This window comes from Bradyrhizobium sp. LTSP885, assembly GCF_000938305.1.
GTDB lineage: Bacteria > Pseudomonadota > Alphaproteobacteria > Rhizobiales > Xanthobacteraceae > Bradyrhizobium.
The window spans coordinates 312,763-336,708 of record NZ_JYMT01000038.1 but is presented as its reverse complement, the minus strand read 5'-3'; the positions used below and the strand labels follow the sequence as shown (position 1 = coordinate 336,708).

Genomic DNA, 23,946 nt, shown 5'->3' with positions numbered 1-23,946 from the left:
CATGTTCAAGCTTCGATCGATTGCCGCCCGCCTGATCCTGGCGATCTCACTGACCGTCGCGATCGCCTGCGCCATCCTCGGCGGCTTCTCGATCAGCCAGCAGCGCGCGCTGACCCGGCTGGCGCTCGATCAGCAGCTCAAGCTGCAATATGACAGCGTGATTGCAGCGATCGACTATGAGGGGCGCGCGGCGCTGGCGGTCTCAGCAGTCATCGCCGCATTGCCGCCGGTCGGCGACGCCATCGCCAAGGGCGACCGCGACGGCCTCGGAAAGCTGCTCGGCGACCCCTGGGTGGCGCTGAAGGCGCAAGGCATCCCGCTGATCTCGTTCTGGCAGGCCCCGGCGGTCAGCTTCTACCGCGTCCATACGCCAAAGCTTTTCGGCGACGACGCCTCCGCGCGGCGCGCGACGGTGGTGGAGTCAATCAAGACCGGCAATCCGATCGTCGGCGTCGAGCCCAGCCGCGAGGCGCTTTCGATCTTCGGCATGACCCCGATCATGCGCGATGGCAAGACGCTGGCCAATGTCGACGTCGGCGTTGCCTTCGGCAAGGAGTTCGTCGACCGCGCCAAGAAGCGCTTTGGCATCGACCTCGCCGTGCATTCCTTCGACGGAGGGAGCTTCAAGCGGCTGTCCTCGACCTTCGGCGAAACCGTGGTCGCGACCCAGGACGAGCTCAGGGGCGTGATGAACGGGACAGCGTTGCTGCGTGACGCGACGCTCGACGGCCATGCGGTCGAGCTGTACCTCGGGCAGATCAGGAACTATGCCGGTCAGCCGGTCGCCGTGCTCGAGATCGTCAAGGACACCACGGACTACGAAGCCGCTGCAGCGAGCGCACAGCGCAGTCTGATCCTTGGCACCGTCGCGATCCTGGTCGCGGCCGTGCTGCTCGCCTTCCTGCTCGGCCGCGGCCTGTCACGACCGCTGACTGCGATCACGGCGGTGATGAATCGCTTGTCCAGCGGCGATACCGGCGTCACGATTCCCGGCAGCGACCGGCGCGACGAGCTCGGCACGATGGCGAAGGCGGTCGACGTGTTCCGCCGCGGCATGATCGAAACCTCGTCGCTGCGCGAGGCGCAGGAGGCCGACAAGGCCAAGGGAGAACTGGAGAAGCGGGCGTTGCAGCGTCAGATGGCCGACCGCTTCGAATCCGACGTCAAGGGCGTGGTCGCCGCCGTCGCCCGGGCGACCGACGACATGCAGCGTGTCGCCCGCGAGATCACGACCAGCGTCAGCGGCACCTCCGAGCGGACCTCGGCCGCAGCCGCCGCCTCGGAAGAGGCTTCGGCCAGTGTCAATGCGGTCGCAGCGGCGACCGAAGAGCTGGCGTCCTCGATCACCGAGATCGGCCGTCAAGTCACCCACTCCAGCCGCGTCGCTGAACATGCCGTGGTCAAGGCCAGGGAGACCACCGACATGGTGACGAGCCTTGCTGTATCCGCCGAGAAGATCGGCGACGTGCTGCGCCTGATCAGCGCGATTGCCAGCCAGACCAATTTGCTGGCGCTCAACGCCACCATCGAGGCGGCGCGCGCCGGCGAGGCCGGCCGCGGCTTTGCCGTGGTCGCCGCCGAGGTGAAGGGACTGGCGAGCCAGACCGCCAAGGCCACCGAGGAGATCGCCGGCCAGGTCAGCGCGATCCAATCGGCGACCGGCAACTGCGTCAGCGCCATCGGCGACATCAGCGGCACCATCCGCGAGATCTCGGGCATCGCCACCGCGATTGCGGCCGCCGTCGAGCAACAGGACTCAGCCACACGGGAGATCGCCCGCAGCGTGCAGCAGGCGTCCGCCGGCACCGGTGAGGTCTCCACCAACGTCGCGGGCGCGAGTAAGGCCGCCGGCCAGTCCCGCGCCCTCACGGGCAACGTGCTTGACGCCTCGAGCCAGCTCGGCGATCACGCCTCCGCGCTGTCGCACAGTGTCGACACGTTCCTCGCCGGGCTGCGCAACGCGGCCTAATGCGCGATGAGATCAAGTTGCCCCGTCATCGCGACTTAGATGCGGTCTATATGACAGCCAAGGCGCTCTCATCGTGACGCCCGGCGTGCCCGCGCGCCAAACAACTTGCCTCGCCAACCCGCTGCGATGATCACCGCCATCAGCAGCAGAACTGCAGTGTCGAGGGCAAGTTCGAAGATCCTGTCCGCGCCGGAGCAATGGCTGCCGTCGAGGCACGGCCCCGACTCCAGGATCACGGCGGCGCCGGCAGAGGCGAGGAACAGCAGCACGAGATAGACGCAGATCGTCAATACGCGCTCCCAGCGCGCCGGCATCCGCGCTGCCGCGGGCTCGGCTCGCTCGGTAACAAATTGGCCCGGTCGCGCCTTGGCGGGATCGCGGATCTGCACCGTCGATCGCGTCACCAGATCGTGGATGGCCTGATTGCGGCGCGTCGCCGCGAGAATGACGAACGAATACCAGCCGAGCAGGCTCTTGAGCAGAAGCCGGGCACACGCCTTTGGGAACCCGACATTGCCTCCGGTCGCGTCATCGACGACGCGGAGGTTGGTGAGATGATGTCCAACGGTGCCTCCGGTAAACGACACCAGGATCGGTTCGTAAAGCAACAGCACCGCAATCACCACGATCCCGAGCGCACGCGACAGCGTGTCGGTCGCCACTGTGGAGGCCACCAGCAACGCGCCGAAGATCACAATGAGCGTGATGGCCCAGTCGATGAAGATGCCGCGAAAGCGGCGCGAGAACCGCGCGTAGAGCGGCGACGACGCCGCGACCGGTGGAACGGTGGTACCAACACTCATCGGGCTCATCCCGCTCTTGCGTCCCGCTTACGCTTAAGACGAGACGGCGACGACAGAGGTTCAACCATGGGCTTCCGCCGGATCGCTGGGTGGCCTAGTTTCCGGGGACGGAATGCCTGCGGAGCCGCCATGACCAGACCGGTGAAAAAATCGACCGCCAATGTGACAACGAAGCCGCGCCGGGGCAACCCGGATTCCGCAGACGCGCTGTTCGGCGCGTATCCCGCACCGGTCAAGACCCGATTGCTGGCGCTCAGGCGCCTGATCTTCGATACCGCCAAGGCGACCAAGGGCGTCGGCGCGCTCGAAGAGACGCTGAAATGGGGACAGCCGAGCTACCTGACGGCGGAAACCGGAAGCGGCAGCACCGTCCGGATCGATCAGGTGAAGCCGGCCGCGGACCAGGTCGCGATCTACTTCCATTGCCAGACCAATCTGGTCGAGACGTTCCGCGAGCTCTATCCCGAACTCAGCTACAGCGGCAATCGCGCGATCCTGCTCGACGTCGCCGACAAGCTGCCGGAGGCTGCGCTGCGCCACTGCGTGGCGCTCGCGCTGACCTATCATCTGAACAAGAAGGCGACGTAGGCGTCCCTCCCCTACGCCACCAGCGCTGATTCCATCTCCGCGCCGCGCTGGGCCGTCAGCAGGCTGACGATCTCGGCATTCGGCCGGGCGCGGCTGAACAGGAAGCCCTGGCCCTCGTGGCAGCCTTCGGCGCGCAGGCAGCTCAGCTCCGATTCGGTCTCGACGCCCTCCGCCGTGATGGTAACGCCGAGCCCCATGCCGAGGCTGATGATCGAACGCACGATCGCCTGTGCGTCGCGGTTGGAGCCGAGATCACGCACGAAGGACTGGTCGATCTTGATCTTGTCGAACGGGAAGCTGCGCAAATAACTCAGGCTCGAATAGCCGGTGCCGAAATCATCCATCGAGATGCGCACCCCGAGGGAGCGGAGCGCGTGCAGCGTGGCCAGCACCTGGCTGCTCTTCTCGAGCAGCAGCGTCTCGGTGATCTCGAGCTCGAGTCGCCGCGCCGGCAGACCGGATCGCTTCAGCGCGTCGGTGACCAGCGGCAACAGGTTGCCGGTGCGGAATTGCAGCGGCGACAAATTGACCGCGACGCGGACGTCATCCGGCCACTGCGCCGCGTCCATGCAGGCGCGATGCAGCATCAGCCCGCCCAGCGCATTGATCAGGCCGGTCTCCTCGGCCACCGGAATGAACTCGCCGGGCGAGATCATGCCGCGCTCCGGATGCGGCCAGCGCACCAGCGCCTCGAAGCCGGTGATGCGCCCGCTCGCGAGATCGATCAGCGGCTGGTAGTAGGGTCGCAGGCCTTCGTTCTGGATCGCATCACGCAGATCGGTCTCGATCTTGCGACGGCTCCGGGCGCGGGCATCCATCTCCGCCTCGAAGAAGGAGAAGGTGCCGCGGAATTCGCTCTTGGCGCGCGACAGCGCCATGTCGGCGCTCTTCAAAAGCTTTTCCGAATCTTCGCCGTCGCCGGGTGACATCGCGATGCCGATGCTGGCGCCGATCACCACCGAATGTCCCTCGAGCAGATAGGGCTCGCCGATCGCATCCAGGATACGCTTGGCGAGCAGCACTGCGTCCTCGGGCCGCACCACGCCGTTCTGCACGATGGTGAACTCATCGGAGTTGAGACGGGCCAGCGCGTCCTCGTCGCGCAAGGTCGAGCGCAGCCGCTTGGCCACACCGCGCAGCAGCTTGTCGCCGATGCCATGGCCGAGCGTGTCGTTGACCGCCTTGAAATTGTCGAGCCCGAGCATCAGCACCGCGACCTTGTCCGAGCTGCGGCGGGTGTGCAGCAGCATCTCGTCCATCTTCTGGCGCAGCAAATTGCGGTTCGGCAGGCCGGTCAGGCCGTCATGCTGCGCCATGAAGGCAAGCCGCGCCTCGGCGCGCTTGCGCTCGGTGATGTCCATCAGCGCGAGCAGCATCGCCGGCTGGTCGCCGTGCATCAGCTGGCGCGAATAGATCGCAAGATCGATCAGCGTGCCGTCGGCGCGCACGTGCTTCCAGGTTCGCGCCGCCTGCTCGTCGCTGCTGCGCCCGGCGGCCCAGGGCAATTCGGTATCGAACGCCTGCAGGCTCTTGATCGTCAGCTTCTCGAACTCGGTGCGCGCGTAGCCGTAATGGGCGATCGCCGCGTCGTTGACGCTGAGGATACGCTCGCCATCGAGCGCGCACACGATCATCGGCACCGGATTGCCATCGAACAGCAGGCGGAATGACGCCTCGCGCTGCTTCAACTCGGTGATGTCGACGCGCAGGCCGACGATGCCGCCATCCGAGGTCAGCCGCTCTTCGATCAGGACGACACGGCCATCGGCCAGCACCTGCTCGTGCCGCTCGCCCGGCTGATACATCCTGCTGACCCGCTCGGCGATCCACTCCTCCTCGCGGCCCTTGGACTCGGGATAGTCGCCGCGTTCGACGCCGATGCGAATGGTATCTTCCAGCCGCGCGCCGTACTCGAAGAGATCCGAGCTGCGCTTGTAGATTTCCGAATATTTTTTGTTCCAGAGGGTGTAGCGGCCCTCGGGGTCGAGAAACACGATGCCCTGCGGCAGGATATCGATCGCCTCGCGCAGCAGCTCGTTCGACTTGCGCGCATCCGCAATCGCCGCCTCGGCCTGCGCGCGCTGGCGCACCAGCTCGCCGATTTCGGCGGCCGCGCGACGCGAACCGCCCGACAGTTTCGGCAAGGCTTTGGCCTGATGGCCCCGGAGACGGGACACTCTGGCTTGTTTCGGTTTCTTGATTTTCTTCGGCCGCATCATCGGTATCGCACGCCCCACGCGTCGTCCAGCTCGGCGGTATTTCTGCGATAAGTATCTGAAAAATTGGTATCTATTGGCGGGTAGCCGTGCCGGACGGAATCCCGCGGCCTGCCTGCTTTAGAGGCGGGTTGCATGCAGCACGAGTGCGCGACGCCGTGAAAGCGGCAAGCACATCAAATTCGCAGGCGGAAGCACCTGTCCATGGTGAGGAATGCGTAAACGGAAACGCGATTGCACAATGAACGCGCTGAAGTCCTGCCGATCGCATCAATATTTGTCAGCGAATAGCAGGGTTATCGCGGGGTTAAGACGCCATGCGGTTCAGCTCATCCTTCGCACTGCGGACGGTTAGTTCGTGATCTCGATCGCGACTAGTTCGTGATCTCGATCGCGACTAGTTCGCGATCTCGATGCGCGTGCTGCCGCGGCCGGTACGCTCGACGAGCCCATAGAGAACCGCGGCATGTGACGGATGCAGCCGGATGCAACCATGCGAGGCCGGCCCGCCGAGACGGGCAAGATCGTTGGTGCCGTGGATCGCAAAGCCGCCATGGAAGAAGATCGAATGCGGCATCGGCGAATTGTAGTACTTCCGGGAATACCAGCGGCGCGCCATCAATTGCGGATGGAAAACGCCATTCGGCGTGCCATAGCCGCTACGCCCGGTCGACACCGGCCAGTCGTAGCGCATCGCGCCATCAACACTGACGGCCATGCGCTGCGACGATTTGTCGATGTGGACGACGACGTCGGCATGCGCCGGAGAGAGCGCCGATGTCAAAACAGCAATCGCGGCTGCAAAGACCAGCCGTACGCCAAATACGCTTGTCATAATAACGCCCGCCCTGAATTAATTTGACCGCTTATGAATTGACCGCATGATGTCGCCGGCTGCCGCCTGTTGTAAAGTCCGACCATCACACGCAGGCGGAAGAAGCCGCGGGTAATCTTAATCGAGGCTGTGGGCGATCAAGCAATTGGGATGAAAGCGCGATCCGCGAGCGTCAAATCCATGTTAGCTTCGCGCAGACTAGAGTGATCCGATGACACCCCGCCTGCTTCTGATCCCGCTCCTGCTATCCGCCCTCGTTGCCTGCACCATCTCCGCATGGGCGCAGGACAAGGGCTCCGTCAATCTAAAACCGCTGCCGCCGCTCGCCAACCCGAACGATCCGAAGATCGGGGCCAGGGAATTGTTCGCGCGCAAGGTGCTGCCGGCTGCGATGCCGACGCAGGCGATCGGCTCCTACGTGAAGGGCTGTCTCGCCGGCGCCGAGCAGATGCCGCTCAACGGTGACACCTGGCAGGTGATGCGGCTGTCGCGCAACCGCTACTGGGGTCATCCCGACATGATCGCACTGTTGAAGCGGCTGTCGGCCAAGGCCCACAAGGACGCCGGCTGGCCGGGGATCCTGGTGGGAGACATCGGCCAGCCGCGCGGCGGCCCCGCGCTGAGCGGGCACGCCAGCCATCAGATCGGGCTCGACGCCGACATTTGGCTGACGCCGATGCCGGATCGTAAATTGTCGCGCGAAGATCGCGAGGACATGTCCGCGGTGATGATGGTGCGCGACGACCGGCTCGACGTCGACACGCGCGTCTTCACGCCGGGTCATCTGCTCGTCATCCGCGACGCGGCGCAGGAGCCGGCCGTGCAACGCATCTTCGTCAACCCCGCGATCAAGAAAGCGCTGTGCCGCGAGGCCAAGGGCGACCGCAGCTGGCTGTCCAAGATCAGGCCGTGGTGGGGCCACGACTATCACTTCCACATCCGCATCAAATGTCCGCCCGGCAGTCCCGAATGCGAGGGACAGAAGTCGCAATCCGAGGACGAGGGCTGCAAGCCATCCGACCTCGCCTACTGGTTCAAGGATTCCGTGCTGCATCCTAAGCCGTCGCCGGAGCCGGCGAAACCGCGCCCGCCCATGACGCTGGCACAGCTGCCGGCGGCCTGTAAAACTGTGCTGAACGCGCCGGATGCAAAGCAATAACATCTTCGTCAGGCCGCTATCCCGGCCGCCTCGAAATGCGTTATGATCTTGTGTCGTCGCGCCGTAAGCGCGTTCGAGCGATGGATCGGGGCCGCTGATCTATTCCATCCGTCATCATTGCAGTGGACTGGACATGCGCAAATCGCTCTTCGCCGTATTGCTGTTGCTCGTCTCAACCCCCGCTTTCGCAGCGGAGGAGCCGAGCGGCTGCGACAAGTTCAAATGGCCGATCGACCGCGAGCGCGCTGCGCTCACCGCACCCGATCGCGTCAAGCTTGCGTCCGGGAGCGAGCAGGCGGCGTTGCCGTCGACCGGCATCACGCTGGCGCTGGTCACCCCGGCGGATGCCAAACTTCCCTCCCCGCCGGAGCGCGCGCCGAAGGACGGCACCTTCGCCGGCTTCACCAGCATCAAGACGGCACCGAAGGCCGGGCTCTACACCATCAGCCTGTCGGCCGGTGCCTGGGTTGACGTGGTGCAGGACGGCCATTTGCTCAAGCCGAAGGCATTCAGCGGCGCGACCGATTGCGACGGGATCCGCAAGACCATCAAGGTTGAGCTCGCCGCGAGCCCCCTCGTCCTGCAGGTCAGCGGCGCCAGGGAGAACGCGATCTCGATCACGATCCTGCCCTCCGAGTAGGGGTTAGACAAAGGGTCGCCTTTACCCTAAGCCGCAGCCTGCTATGGTTGCAGTGCGACATCCTTTCGGACCGTAAGTCCTTGCGGGATCAGCGGAACAGCGCTTCCGCCCGTCGCGGCCCAGACCTCAAGCCAACGCCTGATTGCGCGTGCCCGTTCGCGCGCGAGCTCGCACGGAGCGCCTTCCATGTCACGTATTGCCGGACTTCTCACTGCCTTCGTCATCCTGCTCGGCGCGATGCATTCGCCCGCCAGCGCCGACGACAAGACGCTCACCGTCTTTGCCGCGGCCTCGATGAAGAATGCGCTCGACGACATCGACGCAGCCTATACCGCCAAGACCGGCGTCAAGATCAATGCCAGCTATGCCGCGAGTTCGGCATTGGCAAAGCAGATCGAGCAGGGCGCGCCGGCCGACGTGTTCGTTTCCGCCGACACCGACTGGATGGACTACGCGATCAAGCAGAAGACCATCAACGAGCCGACCCGAGTCGATTTGCTCGGCAACTCGATCGTGCTGATCGCGCCGAAGGACTCCAAGATCGACACTGTCGATATCGGACCTGGCTTCGACCTCGCCAAGCTCGCCGGCGACGGCAAGATCGCGACCGGCGACGTCAAGGCGGTGCCGGTCGGCAAATACGCCAAGGCGGCGCTGGAGAAGCTCGGCGCGTGGCAGGCGGCGGAGCCTAAATTCGCGATGGCCGAAAGCGTGCGCGCGGCGTTGACGCTGGTGGCGCGCGGCGAAGCCGTGCTCGGCATCGTCTATTCGACCGACGCCAAGGTCGAGCCAGGCGTCAAGATCGTCGGCACCTTCCCGGCCGACACCCATCCCGCCATCATCTATCCGGTCGCGGCGACCACGACCGCGAAGCCGGACACCGCTGACTATCTCGCCTTCCTGCGCTCCTCGGCGGCGAAGACGATCCTCGAGAAATACGGCTTCAAGTTCCTGATCAGCCCGACGACGTAACCGACGTGTTCGAGATCTCGCCGACCGAATGGACGGCGATCCTGCTTTCATTGCGGGTCGCCGTCATCGCAACGCTGGTCGCGACCCCGTTCGGGATCGCGCTCGCGTGGCTGCTGGCGCGGCGCGATTTCTGGGGCAAATCCATCCTCGACGCCGCCGTGCATCTGCCGCTGGTGCTGCCGCCCGTCGTCACGGGCTATCTGTTGCTGCTGACATTCGGCAAGCGCGGTCTGGTCGGCGCGTGGCTTGCCGACCATCTCGGCATCGTCTTCGCATTCCGCTGGACCGGCGCGGCGCTGGCTTGCGGGGTGATGTCGTTTCCGCTGCTGGTGCGGCCGATCCGCCTCTCGATCGAGGCGGTCGACCGGCGGCTCGAGCAGGCGGCCGAAACGCTCGGCGCGGCGCCATGGTGGGTGTTCGCGACGGTGACGCTGCCGCTCGCTTTGCCGGGGGTGCTGGCCGGCATGGTGCTCGGCTTCGCCAAGGCGATCGGCGAGTTCGGTGCGACCATCACCTTCGTCTCCAACATCCCCGGCGAAACCCAGACCATTTCGTCGGCAATCTATTCGCTGATCCAGACGCCGGACGGCGACGCCGCCGCAGGACGGCTCGTGATCATTTCGGTCGCGATCGCGATGGGTGCGCTGATTGCCGCGGAATGGTTCGCACGCCGCGCCACCGCACGCTTGCACGGACAATGACGATGCTGCGCGTCGACATCACCAAGCAGCTTGGAGAATTCACGCTCGCGGCCTCGTTCACCAGCGAGGGCCGCGTCATCGGCCTGTTCGGAGCCTCCGGCTCCGGCAAGACCTCGCTGATCAATACCATTGCGGGGCTGTTGCGCCCCGACCGCGGCACCATCGTGATCGACGGCGAAACCGTCGACGATACCGCCGCCGGTATCCACGTCCCGGCCTATCGCCGCCGCATCGGCTACGTGTTCCAGGATGCGCGGCTGTTTCCGCATCTCGATATCAGGCAAAATCTCGACTATGGCCGCCGCATGAACGGTCTCGCCGACGATCCGGTGCAGCGCAAGCGCGTGGTCGAGCTGCTCGACATCGGCGCCCTGCTTGACCGGCGCCCCGGGAAGCTTTCGGGCGGCGAGCGCCAGCGCGTCGCGCTGGGCCGGGCGCTGTTGTCCAAACCGCGGCTGTTGCTGCTGGACGAGCCCCTGGGCGCGCTCGACGAGGGCCGCAAGCTGGAGATCCTGCCCTATCTGGCGCGGCTGCGCGACGAGGCCGGTATTCCCATGGTCTATGTCAGCCACGACGCAGCCGAGCTTCGCCAGCTGGCCACCCAGATCGTGATGCTGCGCCGCGGCCAGGTGACCGCCTTCGGCGGTGTCAAGGTGCTGACAGGCCCGCAGTAGCATTCTGTTTCCACGAAAGTCGGCATAAGATAGCCAAGCTTATCCGTTAGGCCCACGTTGGAACGTCGGGTCGGACACATGGAGAAGATACGTTTTGCGATTTGCTGGCTGGATAACGTTGCTGATCGGAATGCTCATGTGCGCCACGGTCGCATGGGCTGCGCTTGGATTCCTGCTGATGGGCGTCGGGCTGATCTCGCTCCAGGTCGCCGAGCGGAGCCGGCGCCGGACCGATGTCGCGATGGCGGTTCCGGCGGGCCTCAACCTTGCCCTGACGGGACCCGGGCTGCAGCCACCGAAATTCGAGCCTGTCGTCTCTCGTGACACCGCGCCGCCACGTCAGCCCCGCCGGGTCGCGTGGCCGTCCAAGAGCAACGGCGCGCCCTACGACAAGGAGGCGTGGCGCCAGCTGGTCGAGCGCGATCCCGATATCGCGCAGCTGGCCAATGTTCTCGCCGATTACGGCCCGCAATATGTCGACGAGCTGGCGATCAGCTATCTCGCCGCGCCCGACAAGAGCCGGCTCGGCGCGATCGTTGACGGGATCATCGCACGCGCCCGCGGCAGCCGGCCGCCCCCGCCGGCAGCTCCGCCACCGGGACCGCGGCCGCCACCCGTACCGGCCGACCCGGCCGCAGACCTCGAGGCGTCCCTGATCGCGGCCTTCGAAGAGGCATCCGCCAAGTCCCCCGCCGAGCGGCCAGATCCGCCACCGCCAGCCAGGGCGGCAGAGGTCCGGCCATCGCCGGTGACGCGGCGGGAGCCGGCTTTCCGCAGCGCGCCCAGCGATCCGAAGCTCGGCCAATCGCCGCCGCCGGTGCCGTTGCCGGCAAGCGCACCTGCCGACCTCGAAGCGTCACTGATCGCCGCCGTCGCGGAAGCCTCCGCCAGGCGGATCGATCCGCCGAAGCCTGCTCCATCGCCGGAGCCCCCTCCTCTGCCGACGAAGCCCGAGCCGGATGTCCGCACTGCGCCGAAGGAGCAGAAGCCCGTTCCGCCGCCGGTCCCGCCGGCAAGCACGCCGGCCGACGATCTGGATGAATCATTGCTCGCGGCGCTTGCCGAGATCTCCGGCGAGAAGGCCTCCGGCCCCGCCGATCCGGCCACACCCGCCTCTGCCGCCAAAGATCCGGCCAAGGATCTGCCGAGCGCGCCGGTCGACGATGACCTGTCGGAGATGATCAAGAAATTCGCGCCGGATTCGAGCTTCCTGCGCAAGCAGTGAGCCGCGGCCTGAAGGTTCAGACGCCCGCCACCGATGCCCAGATGTCGGCGAGCTTGCGCCGGACCGCCTGCATGCGCGTCTGCGGCACGGCCTCCTCCTCTTCCTCCGGCAGGCGGAGGCCGACCACATTGACGCGACCGCCACCGATATTGCGCGCCACCAGCACGATCGAATCGAGCGCGAGTTCGGCGCCTTGCTTCGGCGCGCGGTCGAGGTTGACGTCGAAATAGTCCGCGAGCGTCAGCTTGGCCTGCTGTTCGTCGACCTTGACGCCATAGATCTCGGCAAGCTCGCCCAGCGTGTGCTCGCCCGACACCATGAAGTCGCCAAGCAGATGCGGATCGGGCGTGCTCGATGGCGCCATGTCGACAAAGAAGCGGTCGAGCGCGTCGGCCCGCTCCGGCGGCGCCAGCAGATAGATATAGTCGCCGGGTGCGACCGGGTCGGCCTCTACGGGGGTCAGGATCTGCTGATTGCGGATCACCAAGGTCGGCTTCGACCAGGACGGGATCAGCCCGCGCCGGAAATACAGGCTCTTCGGCCGCACCGGATAGCCGACCAGCTGCTGCTCGAGCTGGCCCGGCAGGTCCAGTTCGACACGGCGCGGGCCGCGTTCGGCGCGCGGCAGCGCAACATGCAGCCGCCGCGCCGCCGGCGCCAGCGTCCAGCCCTGCAGCAACAGCGAGATGATGACGACGACGAACGCGACGTCGAAATACAGATAGGCCTTCGACAGGCCGACCAGCATCGGGATCGACGCCAGGAAGATCGCGACCGCGCCGCGCAGGCCGGTCCAGGCGATGAAGATCTTCTCCCGCCAGTTGAACTTGAACGGCGCGAGACAAATCAGCACCGCCAGCGGCCGCGCCACCAGCATCAGCGCAAATGCCACCGCCACCGCGCCGCCGGCGCTCGAGAGCAGGCGATGCGGCGACACCAGGAGGCCGAGCAGCACGAACATCACGATCTGCGCCAGCCAGGTCGCGGCGTCGAGGAACGTCACCACGGAATTGTGCGCGCGGGTCGGCCGGTTGGCGATGACGATGCCGGCGAGGTAGACGGCAAGAAAGCCCGAGGCATGCACCATCTGCGAGCCGCCGAAGATCACCAGCGCGGCGGTCGTGACGAACGGCGCGTGCAGGCCCTGCGGCAGTGCCACACGGTTCAGCGCCACCACCACCAGCCGCCCGCCGATCACACCGATGATGGCGCCGAGCACCGCTTCCTGGATGAACTCCATCGCGATGTGCAACGCCGAGCTTTGGCCGACCGAGATGAACTCGACCAGCATCAGGGTGAGGAAGACCGCAAACGGATCGTTGGTGCCGGATTCCGCCTCCAGCGTCGCGCCGACGCGCGGGCGCAGCCGCAGGCCCTGCGTGTGCACCAGCAGGAACACCGCCGCGGCGTCGGTCGAGGCGACGACGGCGCCGACCAGGAACGACTCGGTCCAGTTGAGATCGAGCACATAACGGGCGACCGGCGCCGTGATCAGCGCGGTCAAGAGCACGCCGACGGTTGCCAGCATCATCGAGGGCGCCAGCACGGTGCGAATGCTGGTAAATCGCGTCTTCAATCCGCCGTCGAACAGAATCAGCGCCAGCGCCACCGAGCCGACCAGATAGGTGGTGCGGACGTCGTCGAACTGCAGCCGGCCCGGCCCGGAATCGCCGGCCAGCATGCCGACCAGCAAGAACACCAGCAGCAGGGGGGCGCCGAACCGCAATGCCAGCAGGCTCGACAGGATGCCGGCCATCACCAGAGCCGCGCCGAGCAGGATCGCTATGCTGACCGAGTCGAGGGAAGCCATGAACCTTTAGAGCTTGCGCCTTCAGATGTGTGAAATACTTGCAATTGCATCCTTATCGTCGCCACACTTGGACGCCAACCCATTTTATGACATCAGCGGCAATGTGCCCGCATTTGCAGCCCGACGTCGCCTCGGCACCGTGTTGTATCGATGGTCGCACAGGCGCCTTTGTGGGATTCTACCGGGCATTCGAATCACATTCGCCTGACCCGCGCGCAGATTGAGATTTAGCCGATGGACATGGGCCTGGACGACCTCCTGGAATCGATCAAAATGGCGGCGAGTTCGGTCGGCGCCGAGATCACCTCGCCGTGGTTCTACCTGCAATTCGGCATCATCCTCGCGGCCGCGGGGTTTGCGTACGCGGCCGACACCGCGATCCACGCGCGGGTCGAGATGTCGTCGCTGGCGATCCGCTGGCCGCTGCCGCTGCGGCACTTCGCGCGCGTGATGGTGAAGAGCGCCTCAACCGCCGTGTTCGCGGTCCTGATGGTCGTCTCGCGCATCGTCATGTGGCACATGACCTGGCCGAGCCGCAGCTATCTGATTGCGGTCTCCGCCAAGCTGGCGCTGGCCTGGCTGGTGATCCGCCTCGTGACGTCGGTGATCGACAACGCCTTTATCGTCAAGCTGGTATCGATCGCGGCGTGGCTGGTCGCGGCGCTGAGCATCATCGGCCAGCTCGACTGGGCCGCCGACACGCTGGATTCGTTCGGGATCTTGGTCGGGGGCCTGCGGCTGACGCCGCTGTTGCTGATCAAGGCCGGCGCGCTGTTGATCGTGGCGCTGTGGCTGACCAACATCGCCAGCAATTTCGCCGAGAGCCGCATCAACAGCGCCACCGACCTGACGCCGTCGATCCAGGTGCTGCTGGTCAAGATCATCCGGATCGGCTTGATGGTGGTGGCGATCGCGATCGCGCTCGACGCGGTCGGCATCAACCTCTCCGCGCTGGCGGTGTTCACAGGTGCAGCCGGCGTCGGTATCGGTCTTGGTCTGCAGAAGATCGTCGCCAATTTCATCAGCGGGCTGATCCTCCTGGTCGACAAATCGGTGAAGCCCGGCGATCTCGTCACCATCGGCGAGAGCCAGGGCAAGATCAGCGCGATGAAGACCCGCTACATCTCGGTCGCCGCCGGCGACGGCCGCGAATTCCTGATCCCGAACGAGGATCTGGTGACGCAGAAGGTCACCAATTGGACCTATACCGACAAGAACACGCTGGTGAAGATCGCCTTCGCCGCCAATTACGACGCCGATCCCCGGCTGGTCTGCAAGCTCGCGACCGACACCGCCGCCGCCCATGAGCGCGCAACAAAGGGCAAGCCGCCATCCTGCGTCCTGACCGAATTCGCCGAGTTCGGCATGAAGTTCTCGCTGACCTTCTGGATCGCCGACCCCGACGGCATGGACAGGGTGAAAAGCGACGTGATGCTGGCGCTGTGGGACGGCTTCAAGGGCAATGGCATCAAGGTGCCCTATCCGGTGCGGGAACTCCGGGTCCGCGGTGGCGCGCTCCCGGTGGAGAGCGTGGTGGAGGTTTCCACTTAGCTTTTGAGCATGATCATTTCGGAAAACCGGCCTCCACTTTGCGCTAACGCGGCCCTTCGGGTCCGGATCATGCTCTAGAATTGGGCCGTTTGCGCATTGTCCCCATGCCCAACCTTGGCTTGCACCTGCCGCCCCGATCATTAAATTAGACCCTCAAATCAGCCCTTTTGCCCCTGAAGCGATCCGCCCATGAGCTATATCGAAACCACCGACACCACCTCCCTCCGCAAGACCGGTCAGATCAAGCTGCACGGCGAGAGCGGCTTCGCCGGCATGCGCAAGGCGGGCGCGCTGGTCTCGAAATGCCTCGACGCACTCACCGACATCGTCAAGCCGGGCGTCGCGACCTCGGTCATCGACGAGTTCGTCCGCGACTTCGCTTTCAGCCACGGCGCCTATCCGGCGACGCTAATGTATCGCGGCTATCGCTACTCGACCTGCACCTCGATCAATCACGTGGTCTGCCACGGCATGCCCGGCGACCGCCCGCTGAAGGAAGGCGACATCGTCAATGTCGACGTCACCTTCATCGTCGACGGCTGGTACGGCGATTCCAGCCGGATGTATGCGATCGGTCCGATCGCGCGCAAGGCCGAGCGGCTGATCGAAGTGACCTATGAAGCGATGATGCGCGGCATCGCCGCGGTGAAGCCCGGCGCCACCACCGGCGATATCGGCCACGCCATCCAGAGCTACGTCGAGCCGCAGGGCATGAGCGTGGTGCGCGATTTCTGCGGCCACGGCCTCGGCCGCCTGTTCCACGACGAGCCGAACATCATCCATATCGGCCGGCCCGGCGAAGGCGTGCCGCTGCGGCCCGGCATGTTCTTCACCATCGAGCCGATGATCAATCTCGGCAAGCCGCATGTGAAGATCCTGTCCGACGGCTGGACCGCGGTGACCCGCGATCGCTCGCTTTCGGCGCAGTTCGAACACTCCGTCGGCGTCACCGCCAACGGCGTCGAGATCTTCACGCTGTCGGAGCTCCACGGCGAGAAGCCGTGGGTTACAGTCTAAGACTGCGTCGGCCCGCATCTACTTTTTCTCCGTCGCGAGATAGACGAGCGCAAGCAGCGGCAGCACGCCGCCGATGACGGCCGCAAGCAGCCAGCCTCCTGAGACGTAGGCCCAGCCGCCGACCGCCGAACCGAGCGCGCCGGCCAGGAAGAACGTCGCCATGTAGAGCCCGTTGAGCCGGCTTCGCGAGTCCGCGCCGAGCACGAACAGCGTGCGGAAGCCGAGCACGACATTGGCCTGCACGCCGAAATCGATCGCTATTGCGGCCACGACAAACAGCACCAGTGAAAGCATCGAGCCCGGCGCGACGACAAGTGTGAGCGCAAATCCGGCACTGGTCAGCACCATCGATGCGGCGGTCGCGGGGCGCGTCCAACCCCGATCCGCGAGGCGTCCCGCGATCGGTGCAGAGATGGCACCTGCAACACCGAGCAGCGCGAACACCGCGATTCCGGACTGCGACAGCCGGAAGGCGGGCCCGGCCAGCACCAGCGGCACGGTGGTCCAGAACAGGCTGAAGCCCGCGAACAGACTGGCCTGATAGAGCGCGCGCCGCCACAGGATTGGCGTGGTGCGGGCAAGATGCACCATGGAGCGCATCAGCTCGCCATAGCCAAGACGACCCTGCGGAATCCGTGGCGGCAACGTCCAGCGCAGCAGGATGGCCAGTGCCGCCATGATCGCGGACGACATCCAGTAGACCGCATGCCAGGACGACACCGACGCGACGAAGCTCGACACCGGGCGGGCCAGCATGATCCCGAGTAGCAAGCCGCTCGCGACGTTGCCGACGACCTGGCCCCTGATACGCTCGGGTGCCAAATGACCCGCATAGGGCAGCAGGATCTGCACTGCGACGGATCCGAAGCCAACCGATAGCGCGGCGGCGAGGAACGGCAGCGGATGTGTCGATAGCGCCGCAGCGACCAGCGCGACTGCGGCGAGCGCGATCACGGACGTGATCAACCGGCGGTTCTCGATGAGATCGCCGAGCGGAACGATCAGCAGCAGGCCTACGCCGTAACCGATCTGGGTCATGGTCACGATCAGGCCGGCGGATTGCGGCCGCAGGCCGAGCTCGGCCGCGATCGGCCCCGCGAGCGGCTGGGCATAGTAGATGTTGGCGGCAATCAGGCCGCAGGACAGCGCCAGCAGGAAGGTGAGCCAGGTGGACACCGAGTCCGGCTCCGGCCGGGTGTCGGATGCGATCGTCGTCATGGAGTCTCCATATTTTGGGAACGATTGTTTCCTAAATAACCAAAAGATCAGGCCAGCAGTTTCATTGCGATATCGACTGCGGCTGACGTGTCAGACGGGGCGCGCCCGGATTTTCCGACCACCCGCAGGCCTTGCGTGAGGCAGACCATGATGCGCGCCGTGTCCTCGGGGTTGATTTTCCCGGAAACCGATCCGTCGACCTGTCCCTGCCGAATCAAATCCGCGAGAAACGCCTCATTCCGCGAGAGGCTGGCGCCGACGCGCGCCGCGACCTCCCGATCGACGATCGCAAGCTCCACCGCGCTACCGACGAACATACAGCCGCGCCGACCTTCGACGCCCTTCGATGAATCGATATAGAAGCCGAGCACCGCACGCAGCCGATCGCGCGCCGACCCTGTGCGGGCAACCGATGCAAGCTGCTCGTTGCGCAGGAGCTTGTAACGATCGAGCGCCGCCAGGAATACCGCCCGCTTGTCCCTGAAGGCCTTGTAGATGCTGCCCGACGCCAGCCCCATGGCCTCGGCTAGGTCACCGATCGAGGTGGCGTTGTAACCCTGTTCGCAAAATACCCTGATGGCCTTGTCGAGCGCCTCGTCGACGTCGAACTCGCGCGGCCGCCCGCGCGGGCGTCCGGCCTCTTGTGTCGACTTTGCCATCGCTTTCATTTGCTCATTTAGGAAACAATCGATCCCGAAATCAAGTCACGAATTTGTGCGGCGCAATCAGTGGTCGCTCCGGGTGCGTGCGACGATCTCCTCCGCGGTGCGGTTCTCTCCGATCGACATCGCGCAGATGTGCGAGATGTGCCCGTAGGGTAAACCGGTCTCCTCGGCCCAGGCATTGAACTGCGCCTGAACCCTGGCGAGATCGCGCTTGGATTTGACCTCCTCGGCGATATCGAGGCCGGCGTCGCGCAGGCAGGCGACGACGTCGCGCGAGGTGACGAAGCCATCCCAGCCGAGAAAGCGCAGCAGCATCTGCCCGGTCTGGCCGCCGAGCCGGCTGCCGCGTCTGGCCAGCAAGTCCAGCAACCCGATCTGATCCGACGACGGCCACGTCGCGAGGAATTTGCCGAAGCCGCCGTGCTCGCGCGCGATCTCCTGCACGAAACGGCCGTTATCGCGCACCGACATGATCTTGGCGCCGTTGCGCACGATCCTGGTGTCGCTGGTCAACGTCTCCCAATATTCGTCGGGCTTGAATGCGAGCTTGGCCGGCGCAAATCCCAGGAACGCCGCCTCGAAGCCCTCCCATTTCGCCTCGATCACGCTCCATGCGAAGCCCGCGGAGAACACGCGCCTGGTCATCTCGGCCAGCACGCGGTCGTCGCCGAGTTTTGCGAGAACCTTTGCGCTCGCGACCGGCCGCAACACTTTTTCCAGCGCCTTCGCCCCGCCCTTGCGCTTCTCGGCGCGGGCCCGGATTACTTTGAACGAGGTCACGCGGACACCTTTCGCCGCCGGTGAAGTGATCACGATCCGTCATCCGAAAGCGGTAGCGCTCTTGGCGGAACCGGCGAAGACTGAATGATCGAGGTGGTGGTCTGCCCGTAGAACAGGAAGGTGTCCAACACGCTATCGAGCACATCAATGCTTTCCAGATGAAGGCGCATGACAAAGCAATCCTCGCCCGTAACCCGATGGCACTCGACCACACGAGGCGTGTTCCGCGCCAGTTCGATGATCTTTTGAATCTGACCCGGCATGGGCCTGATCCGGACCTGCACCGCGACTGGATAGCCGAGAAGCGCCGGATCGAGATCGAGCCTGATTCCGCGAATCAGCCCGACATCCTCAAGGCGTTGCACACGCTCGCGGACGGCAGGGCCTGACATACCCACCGCGCGCGCGAGTTCCGCGTTCGGCATACGCGGGTTAGCGGCCAGCGCTTTCAGAATCTGCACATTGGTCGGGTCTGAAAGCAGAGGCGACCGCTGAAGGTTGGTCACACAGATCTCCTTACATTTGAAGGAACGGACGCCCCCTACCCTTCAAAGCAACATAGACCACCTAACAATTCCCGCCGATAGTAATTTATGGATCACGGCGCCCGCACGACACCTCCCACCCCGAAGCCTGGCTTGGCGGATCGAGTGCCGCCGCACGCCTATTTCCTCGTCAGCGCCGTCTTCCACTATTTGGGCCCGGCCTTTGCGGTCATGCTGTTCGTAAAAATCGAGCCGCTCGGCGTCGCGTGGCTCCGTATCGCGAGCGCCGCAATCGTGTTCGCGATCTGGCGACGGCCATGGCGCTATTTTCGAACGCTGAGCCTGGCGGAGCGATGGACGGTGGTCGGTCTTGGCGTGGTGCTGGCCGCCATGAACTCGCTGTTCTATCTCGCCATCCATCAACTCCCCCTCGGCACGGTGGGCGCCATCGAATTCCTAGGGCCTATTGGTCTTGCCGCCGCCGGCGTCAGGTCGATCCGAAATTTCGCCGCCCTCGCCGTCGCCATCGGCGGCGTCGCCGTATTGACCGACGTGCGCATTGAAGGCGCGCCCCTTGGCTACGTCTACGCCTTCGCCAATTGCGCGCTGTTCGCCCTTTACATCGTCCTTGGCCATCGCATCTCCGGCCGCGGTGGCATCGACCGGCTCGGCCTTTCCATGCTGATCGCCATGGTTGCCGCGTTCCCGATCGGGATCAGAGAAGCCGCGCCGGCCTTCTTCGACATTCGCCTGCTCGCGGCCGGCATCGGCGTCGGGGTTTCCTCGTCGGTCATTCCCTATGTCGCTGACCAACTTGCAATGGCGCGACTTCCGCGCGCCACCTTCGCCATCCTGCTTTGCATCTTGCCCGCGACCGCCACCGCCATCGGCTTCCTCGTTCTGCGGCAGATCCCGACGATCGCCGAACTCTTCGGCATCGGTCTCGTGATTGTCGGTGTTGCGCTTCATCGCGCCAAGGAGAGCTGAGACAGGAACGGGGTGCGTTATGGAGGTGGACGGGGACCGTTCCGGCGTGCGGTGGAATGGCCGAAGCGCTGCCCGGTAAACCGATCCGGCTCGTCGCTGCAGCATCGGCCCTTGCAAAACCCGGCGGGCACGGCATGGTTGTGGCCGATGCCTGCCAAGCCCGGTCACAGCGAGGACGAGCCCGACGAGACGCCGCATTACCACGGCCATCGCGAGCGGCTGCGCGAGCGCTTTTACGCCGCCGGCCCCGAGGCGCTGAGCGACTATGAGCTGCTGGAGATGGCGCTGTTCGCCGCGATCCCGCGCCGCGACACCAAGCCGTTGGCAAAGGCGCTGCTGAAGAAGTTCGGTTCGTTCGCCGAGGTCGTGCATGCGCCGGTGGCGCGGCTGCGCGAGGTCGACGGCATCAAGGACGCCTCGATCAACCAGCTCAAGCTGCTGGCCGCAGCCGCAGGCCGGATCGCCAAGGGCGAGATCAAACGCAGCGTCGCGCTGTCGTCCTGGAACGAGGTGATCGACTATTGCCGCTCCAGCATGGCCTTCGCCGACAAGGAGCAGTTTCGCCTGCTCTTCCTCGACAAGCGCAACCAGCTGATCGCCGACGAGGTGCAGCAGACCGGCACCATCGATCACACCCCGGTTTACCCGCGCGAGGTGATCAAGCGTGCGCTGGAACTGTCGGCGACCGCGCTGATCCTGGTGCACAATCACCCCTCCGGCGACCCGACGCCGTCGCAAGCCGACATCCAGATGACGAAGGCCATCGTCGAGATCGCCAAGCCGCTCGGGATCGCCGTGCATGACCACATCATCGTCGGCAAGAACGGACACGCCAGTCTGAAGGGGATGCGGCTGATGTGAGACTCCGCTGTCGTCCCTGCGAAAGCAGGGACCCATAACCACAGGATTGTGTCGTTGAAGTAAGCTGTGGTCCCAGCGTCGCGCAACAATTGCCATTTGTGGTTATGGGTCCCGGGTCAAGCCCGGGGACGACGCTGAGTTTGTGGCGCGGCTTGTGAGTCATACTTCCGCATCCTCCCAACATGATTTGTCCGAGCTTTGCATTTCGTTTGCCCTCTTTCTGAATAGAGGGCGCAGGGTGGGCGCCCCCCCTCTCCCTCGTCATTCCGGGGCTCGCGGAGCAAGGGCTATGATGCACAATTGCGCATCTGAGAATCCATTTCACCACGAGTTATGCGGCCTAATGGATTCCGGGCTCGTGCTTCGCACGCCCCGGAATGACGACGGAGGTGGCGCAGCACGCTGCCTTCCGCGTCATACGAGCCACGCGTCAATGCCCTTAAATTGACCAATGCAACGTTTGCCGCGCTGCGGCGTTTGTTGCAGGTTGCTTTATGGCTTGGGGGTTGTGATGTCCGATTTCGTCATTGAAGAGGGCCTGCCCTACCCGCTGGGTGCCCATTGGAGCGGCAACGGCACCAATTTCGCGGTGTTTTCCGCCAACGCCACCAAGGTCGAGGTCTGCCTGTTCGACGGCGATCGCGAGGTCAATCGCATCGAGCTGCCGGAATACACCGACCAGGTGTTTCACGGCTTCATCAAAGGCGTGCAGCCCGGCGCATTTTATGGCTACCGCGTCTACGGGCCGTACCAGCCGGACGGCGGCCACCGCTTCAACCCGAACAAGCTACTGCTCGATCCCTATGCCCGCGCCCATGCAGGTAGCCTGACCTGGAATCCGGCGGTGTTCGGCTACAAGATGGAGACCGGCGACGATCTGACCTTCGACGAGCGCGACAGCGCGCCATTCATGCCGAAATGCGTGGTGGTCGATCCCGGCTTCGACTGGGCGGAGGAGGCGCAGCGGCAGAACGTCCATTGGGACGAGACCGTGGTCTACGAAACCCACGTCAAGGGCTTTACCAAACAACACCCCGGCATCGCAGAGAATTTGCGCGGCACCTATGCCGGCTTCGGGTCGAACGCGGCGACCGACTATCTGAAGGCGCTCGGCATCACCTCGGTCGAGCTGCTGCCGGTGCATTCCTTCATCAACGACAGCAATTTGCTGGACAAGCACCTCGTCAATTACTGGGGCTACAACACGATCGGCTTCTTCGCACCGGATCCGCGCTACGCCGCCGATGTCGCCAACAGCCTGCGCGAATTCAAGGAGATGGTGTCGCGGCTGCATGGCGCCGGCCTCGAAGTGATCCTCGACGTGGTCTACAATCACACCGCCGAAGGCAATGAACGCGGCCCGACGCTATCGTTCAAGGGCATCGACAATGCGAGCTACTACCGGCTGCTGCCCGACAAACGGCGCTACTACATCAACGACACCGGCACCGGCAACACCGTCAATCTGTCGCATCCTCGCGTCATCCAGATGGTGATGGACAGCCTGCGCTACTGGACTGGCCACATGCATGTCGACGGCTTCCGGTTCGACCTCGGCACCATCCTGGCGCGCGAGGTCTATGGCTTCGACGAGCAGTCGGGCTTCCTGAAGGCGATGGACCAGGACCCGCTGCTCGCGACCGTCAAGCTGATCGCCGAGCCCTGGGATTGCGGGCCCGGCGGCTACCAGGTCGGCGGCTTTCCACCGGGCTGGGCGGAGTGGAACGACAAGTTTCGCGACACGATGCGCAATTTCTGGCGCGGCGAGGCCGCGCCGGCGGCGATTGCGCCGCGGCTGCTCGGGTCGCACGACGTGTTCAACCGCGAAGGCCGCCGCACCTGGGCCAGCGTCAACTTCATCACCGCGCATGACGGGTTCACGCTGAACGACTGGGCGAGCTACAACGCCAAGCACAACGAGGCCAACGGCGAGAACAACAACGACGGCTCGTCGGACAACCATTCCTGGAATTGCGGCGCCGAGGGCCCGACCGACAATCCCGACATCGTCGCGTTGCGCGAACGCCAGAAGCGCAACATGCTGGCGACATTGCTGGCCTCGCAAGGCACGCCGATGCTGCTCGGCGGCGACGAGTTCGGCCGCACCCAGCTTGGCAACAACAACGCCTATTGCCAGGACAACGCCATCTCCTGGTTCGACTGGAATTTTCGTGCAGACGCCGAGAGGCAGCTCGCCTTCACCAAGCGCATGATCAAGCTGCGGCGCGACTATCCGATCCTGCGCCGCAGCCGCTTCCTCAGCGGTAACAGCGACCCGCAGCTCGATATCCGCGATGTGGTCTGGATCAACGCCTCAGGCGTGGAGATGACGCAGTCCGACTGGACCACCGGCTGGATCAAATGTTTTGGCGTGCTGCTGGACGGCCGCGCCCGCAAGACCGCCATTGCACGCCAAGGCGAGGACGACACCGTCCTGGTCGTCCTCAACTCCTATGAGGGCGAGGTCGATTTTAAGCTGCCGCAGACGACGGCCGGCCCGCGCTGGTCGCTGCTGCTGGATACCAATGCGCCGGAGGAACCGGCCGGCGGGCAGTTCGACTTCGGTAGTGCCTACAAGGTGACTGGCCGCTCGTTACTGCTGTTCACGGCCGGCGAGGCGAAGTAGCGCCGCCACTTACCCTCGTCATTCCGGGGCGTGCAAAGCACGAGCCCGGAATCCATCGGACCGCAGGCTCTGCGGATCAATGGATTCCGGGTTCTCGCTTCGCGAGCCCCGGAATGACGGGGAGAGCCACTCCCCAACCCAAAGGTCCCCCTCCTGCGACCCCG

The 23,946-nt window shown here is 64.8% G+C and carries 21 protein-coding genes; 13 read left to right on the top strand and 8 right to left on the bottom strand.

The window, feature by feature from the left end:
- Position 1: 1 nt before the first annotated feature.
- Complete coding sequence (locus tag UP09_RS25355; protein WP_044541010.1) at positions 2 to 1,969, top strand: methyl-accepting chemotaxis protein; 1,968 nt, start codon at positions 2 to 4, stop codon at positions 1,967 to 1,969.
- A 68-nt stretch (positions 1,970 to 2,037) separates the two neighbouring features.
- Here UP09_RS25355 and UP09_RS25350 read toward each other — a convergent pair whose 3' ends face one another.
- Positions 2,038 to 2,772 (bottom strand): RDD family protein, encoded by a 735-nt coding sequence (locus UP09_RS25350; protein ID WP_044541009.1) that lies wholly within the window; start codon positions 2,770 to 2,772, stop codon positions 2,038 to 2,040.
- A gap of 129 nt (positions 2,773 to 2,901) precedes the next feature.
- Between UP09_RS25350 and UP09_RS25345 the strand changes: the two genes are divergently transcribed.
- A complete protein-coding gene (locus UP09_RS25345) occupies positions 2,902 to 3,360 on the top strand; it encodes a DUF1801 domain-containing protein (RefSeq protein WP_044541007.1) in 459 nt (152 codons plus the stop codon).
- 11 nt (positions 3,361 to 3,371) lie between these two features.
- Here UP09_RS25345 and UP09_RS25340 read toward each other — a convergent pair whose 3' ends face one another.
- Both UP09_RS25340 and UP09_RS25335 read right to left on the bottom strand, forming a co-directional pair.
- Entirely contained in the window at positions 3,372 to 5,576 is a 2,205-nt protein-coding gene (locus UP09_RS25340; RefSeq protein ID WP_082070291.1) for a putative bifunctional diguanylate cyclase/phosphodiesterase, read from the bottom strand.
- Between the two features lie 397 nt (positions 5,577 to 5,973).
- Positions 5,974 to 6,411 (bottom strand): L,D-transpeptidase, encoded by a 438-nt coding sequence (locus UP09_RS25335; RefSeq protein ID WP_044541006.1) that lies wholly within the window; start codon positions 6,409 to 6,411, stop codon positions 5,974 to 5,976.
- 211 nt (positions 6,412 to 6,622) lie between these two features.
- On the opposite strand from UP09_RS25335, the gene mepA reads away from it, so the two are divergent.
- The 6 genes from mepA (at position 6,623) to UP09_RS25305 (ending at position 11,782) form a co-directional block, all read left to right on the top strand.
- Positions 6,623 to 7,570: a penicillin-insensitive murein endopeptidase gene (gene mepA / locus UP09_RS25330; RefSeq protein WP_044541005.1), complete on the top strand. Its 948-nt coding sequence runs from the start codon at positions 6,623 to 6,625 to the stop codon at positions 7,568 to 7,570.
- Positions 7,571 to 7,703: 133 nt separating this feature from the next.
- Positions 7,704 to 8,210: a hypothetical protein gene (locus UP09_RS25325; protein ID WP_044541004.1), complete on the top strand. Its 507-nt coding sequence runs from the start codon at positions 7,704 to 7,706 to the stop codon at positions 8,208 to 8,210.
- A gap of 186 nt (positions 8,211 to 8,396) precedes the next feature.
- Positions 8,397 to 9,182 (top strand): molybdate ABC transporter substrate-binding protein, encoded by a 786-nt coding sequence (gene modA / locus UP09_RS25320; RefSeq protein WP_044541003.1) that lies wholly within the window; start codon positions 8,397 to 8,399, stop codon positions 9,180 to 9,182.
- A gap of 5 nt (positions 9,183 to 9,187) precedes the next feature.
- Positions 9,188 to 9,883 carry a molybdate ABC transporter permease subunit gene (gene modB / locus UP09_RS25315; RefSeq protein ID WP_044541002.1) on the top strand — a complete coding sequence of 232 codons (696 nt, stop codon included), beginning with the start codon at positions 9,188 to 9,190 and terminating at the stop codon, positions 9,881 to 9,883.
- Positions 9,884 to 9,885: 2 nt separating this feature from the next.
- Positions 9,886 to 10,557 (top strand): molybdenum ABC transporter ATP-binding protein, encoded by a 672-nt coding sequence (gene modC / locus UP09_RS25310; protein ID WP_044541001.1) that lies wholly within the window; start codon positions 9,886 to 9,888, stop codon positions 10,555 to 10,557.
- A gap of 136 nt (positions 10,558 to 10,693) precedes the next feature.
- Positions 10,694 to 11,782: a hypothetical protein gene (locus tag UP09_RS25305; RefSeq protein WP_156164762.1), complete on the top strand. Its 1,089-nt coding sequence runs from the start codon at positions 10,694 to 10,696 to the stop codon at positions 11,780 to 11,782.
- A gap of 16 nt (positions 11,783 to 11,798) precedes the next feature.
- On the opposite strand, the gene UP09_RS25300 is transcribed toward UP09_RS25305, so the two are convergent.
- Entirely contained in the window at positions 11,799 to 13,592 is a 1,794-nt protein-coding gene (locus UP09_RS25300; protein WP_044540999.1) for a potassium/proton antiporter, read from the bottom strand.
- A gap of 234 nt (positions 13,593 to 13,826) precedes the next feature.
- Here UP09_RS25300 and UP09_RS25295 point away from each other — a divergent pair, with 234 nt between their 5' ends.
- A complete protein-coding gene (locus UP09_RS25295; protein ID WP_044540998.1) occupies positions 13,827 to 15,143 on the top strand; it encodes a mechanosensitive ion channel family protein in 1,317 nt (438 codons plus the stop codon).
- Between the two features lie 189 nt (positions 15,144 to 15,332).
- Positions 15,333 to 16,160, top strand: a complete 828-nt coding sequence (map, locus tag UP09_RS25290; protein ID WP_044540997.1) for a type I methionyl aminopeptidase — start codon at positions 15,333 to 15,335, stop codon at positions 16,158 to 16,160.
- An 18-nt stretch (positions 16,161 to 16,178) separates the two neighbouring features.
- Here map and UP09_RS25285 read toward each other — a convergent pair whose 3' ends face one another.
- From UP09_RS25285 to UP09_RS25270, 4 genes are all read right to left on the bottom strand, one after another.
- Positions 16,179 to 17,378: an MFS transporter gene (locus UP09_RS25285; RefSeq protein WP_044540996.1), complete on the bottom strand. Its 1,200-nt coding sequence runs from the start codon at positions 17,376 to 17,378 to the stop codon at positions 16,179 to 16,181.
- 47 nt (positions 17,379 to 17,425) lie between these two features.
- On the bottom strand, positions 17,426 to 18,037 hold the full coding sequence (locus tag UP09_RS25280) for a TetR/AcrR family transcriptional regulator (RefSeq protein WP_349643930.1): 612 nt from the start codon (positions 18,035 to 18,037) through the stop codon (positions 17,426 to 17,428).
- Between the two features lie 66 nt (positions 18,038 to 18,103).
- Positions 18,104 to 18,823 carry a DNA-3-methyladenine glycosylase I gene (locus UP09_RS25275; RefSeq protein WP_044541215.1) on the bottom strand — a complete coding sequence of 240 codons (720 nt, stop codon included), beginning with the start codon at positions 18,821 to 18,823 and terminating at the stop codon, positions 18,104 to 18,106.
- Between the two features lie 29 nt (positions 18,824 to 18,852).
- Complete coding sequence (locus UP09_RS25270; RefSeq protein WP_044540994.1) at positions 18,853 to 19,329, bottom strand: Lrp/AsnC family transcriptional regulator; 477 nt, start codon at positions 19,327 to 19,329, stop codon at positions 18,853 to 18,855.
- Between the two features lie 132 nt (positions 19,330 to 19,461).
- Between UP09_RS25270 and UP09_RS25265 the strand changes: the two genes are divergently transcribed.
- The 3 genes from UP09_RS25265 to glgX all read left to right on the top strand — a co-directional run bounded on the left by UP09_RS25265 (position 19,462) and on the right by glgX (position 23,782).
- Entirely contained in the window at positions 19,462 to 20,295 is an 834-nt protein-coding gene (locus UP09_RS25265) for an EamA family transporter (protein ID WP_245302190.1), read from the top strand.
- Positions 20,296 to 20,442: 147 nt separating this feature from the next.
- The gene (radC, locus tag UP09_RS25260; protein ID WP_044540992.1) at positions 20,443 to 21,156 is read left to right on the top strand and encodes a RadC family protein; all 714 of its coding nucleotides are present in this window, start codon (positions 20,443 to 20,445) and stop codon (positions 21,154 to 21,156) included.
- Between the two features lie 511 nt (positions 21,157 to 21,667).
- The gene (gene glgX, locus UP09_RS25255) at positions 21,668 to 23,782 is read left to right on the top strand and encodes a glycogen debranching protein GlgX (protein ID WP_044540991.1); all 2,115 of its coding nucleotides are present in this window, start codon (positions 21,668 to 21,670) and stop codon (positions 23,780 to 23,782) included.
- Positions 23,783 to 23,946 lie beyond the last annotated feature (164 nt).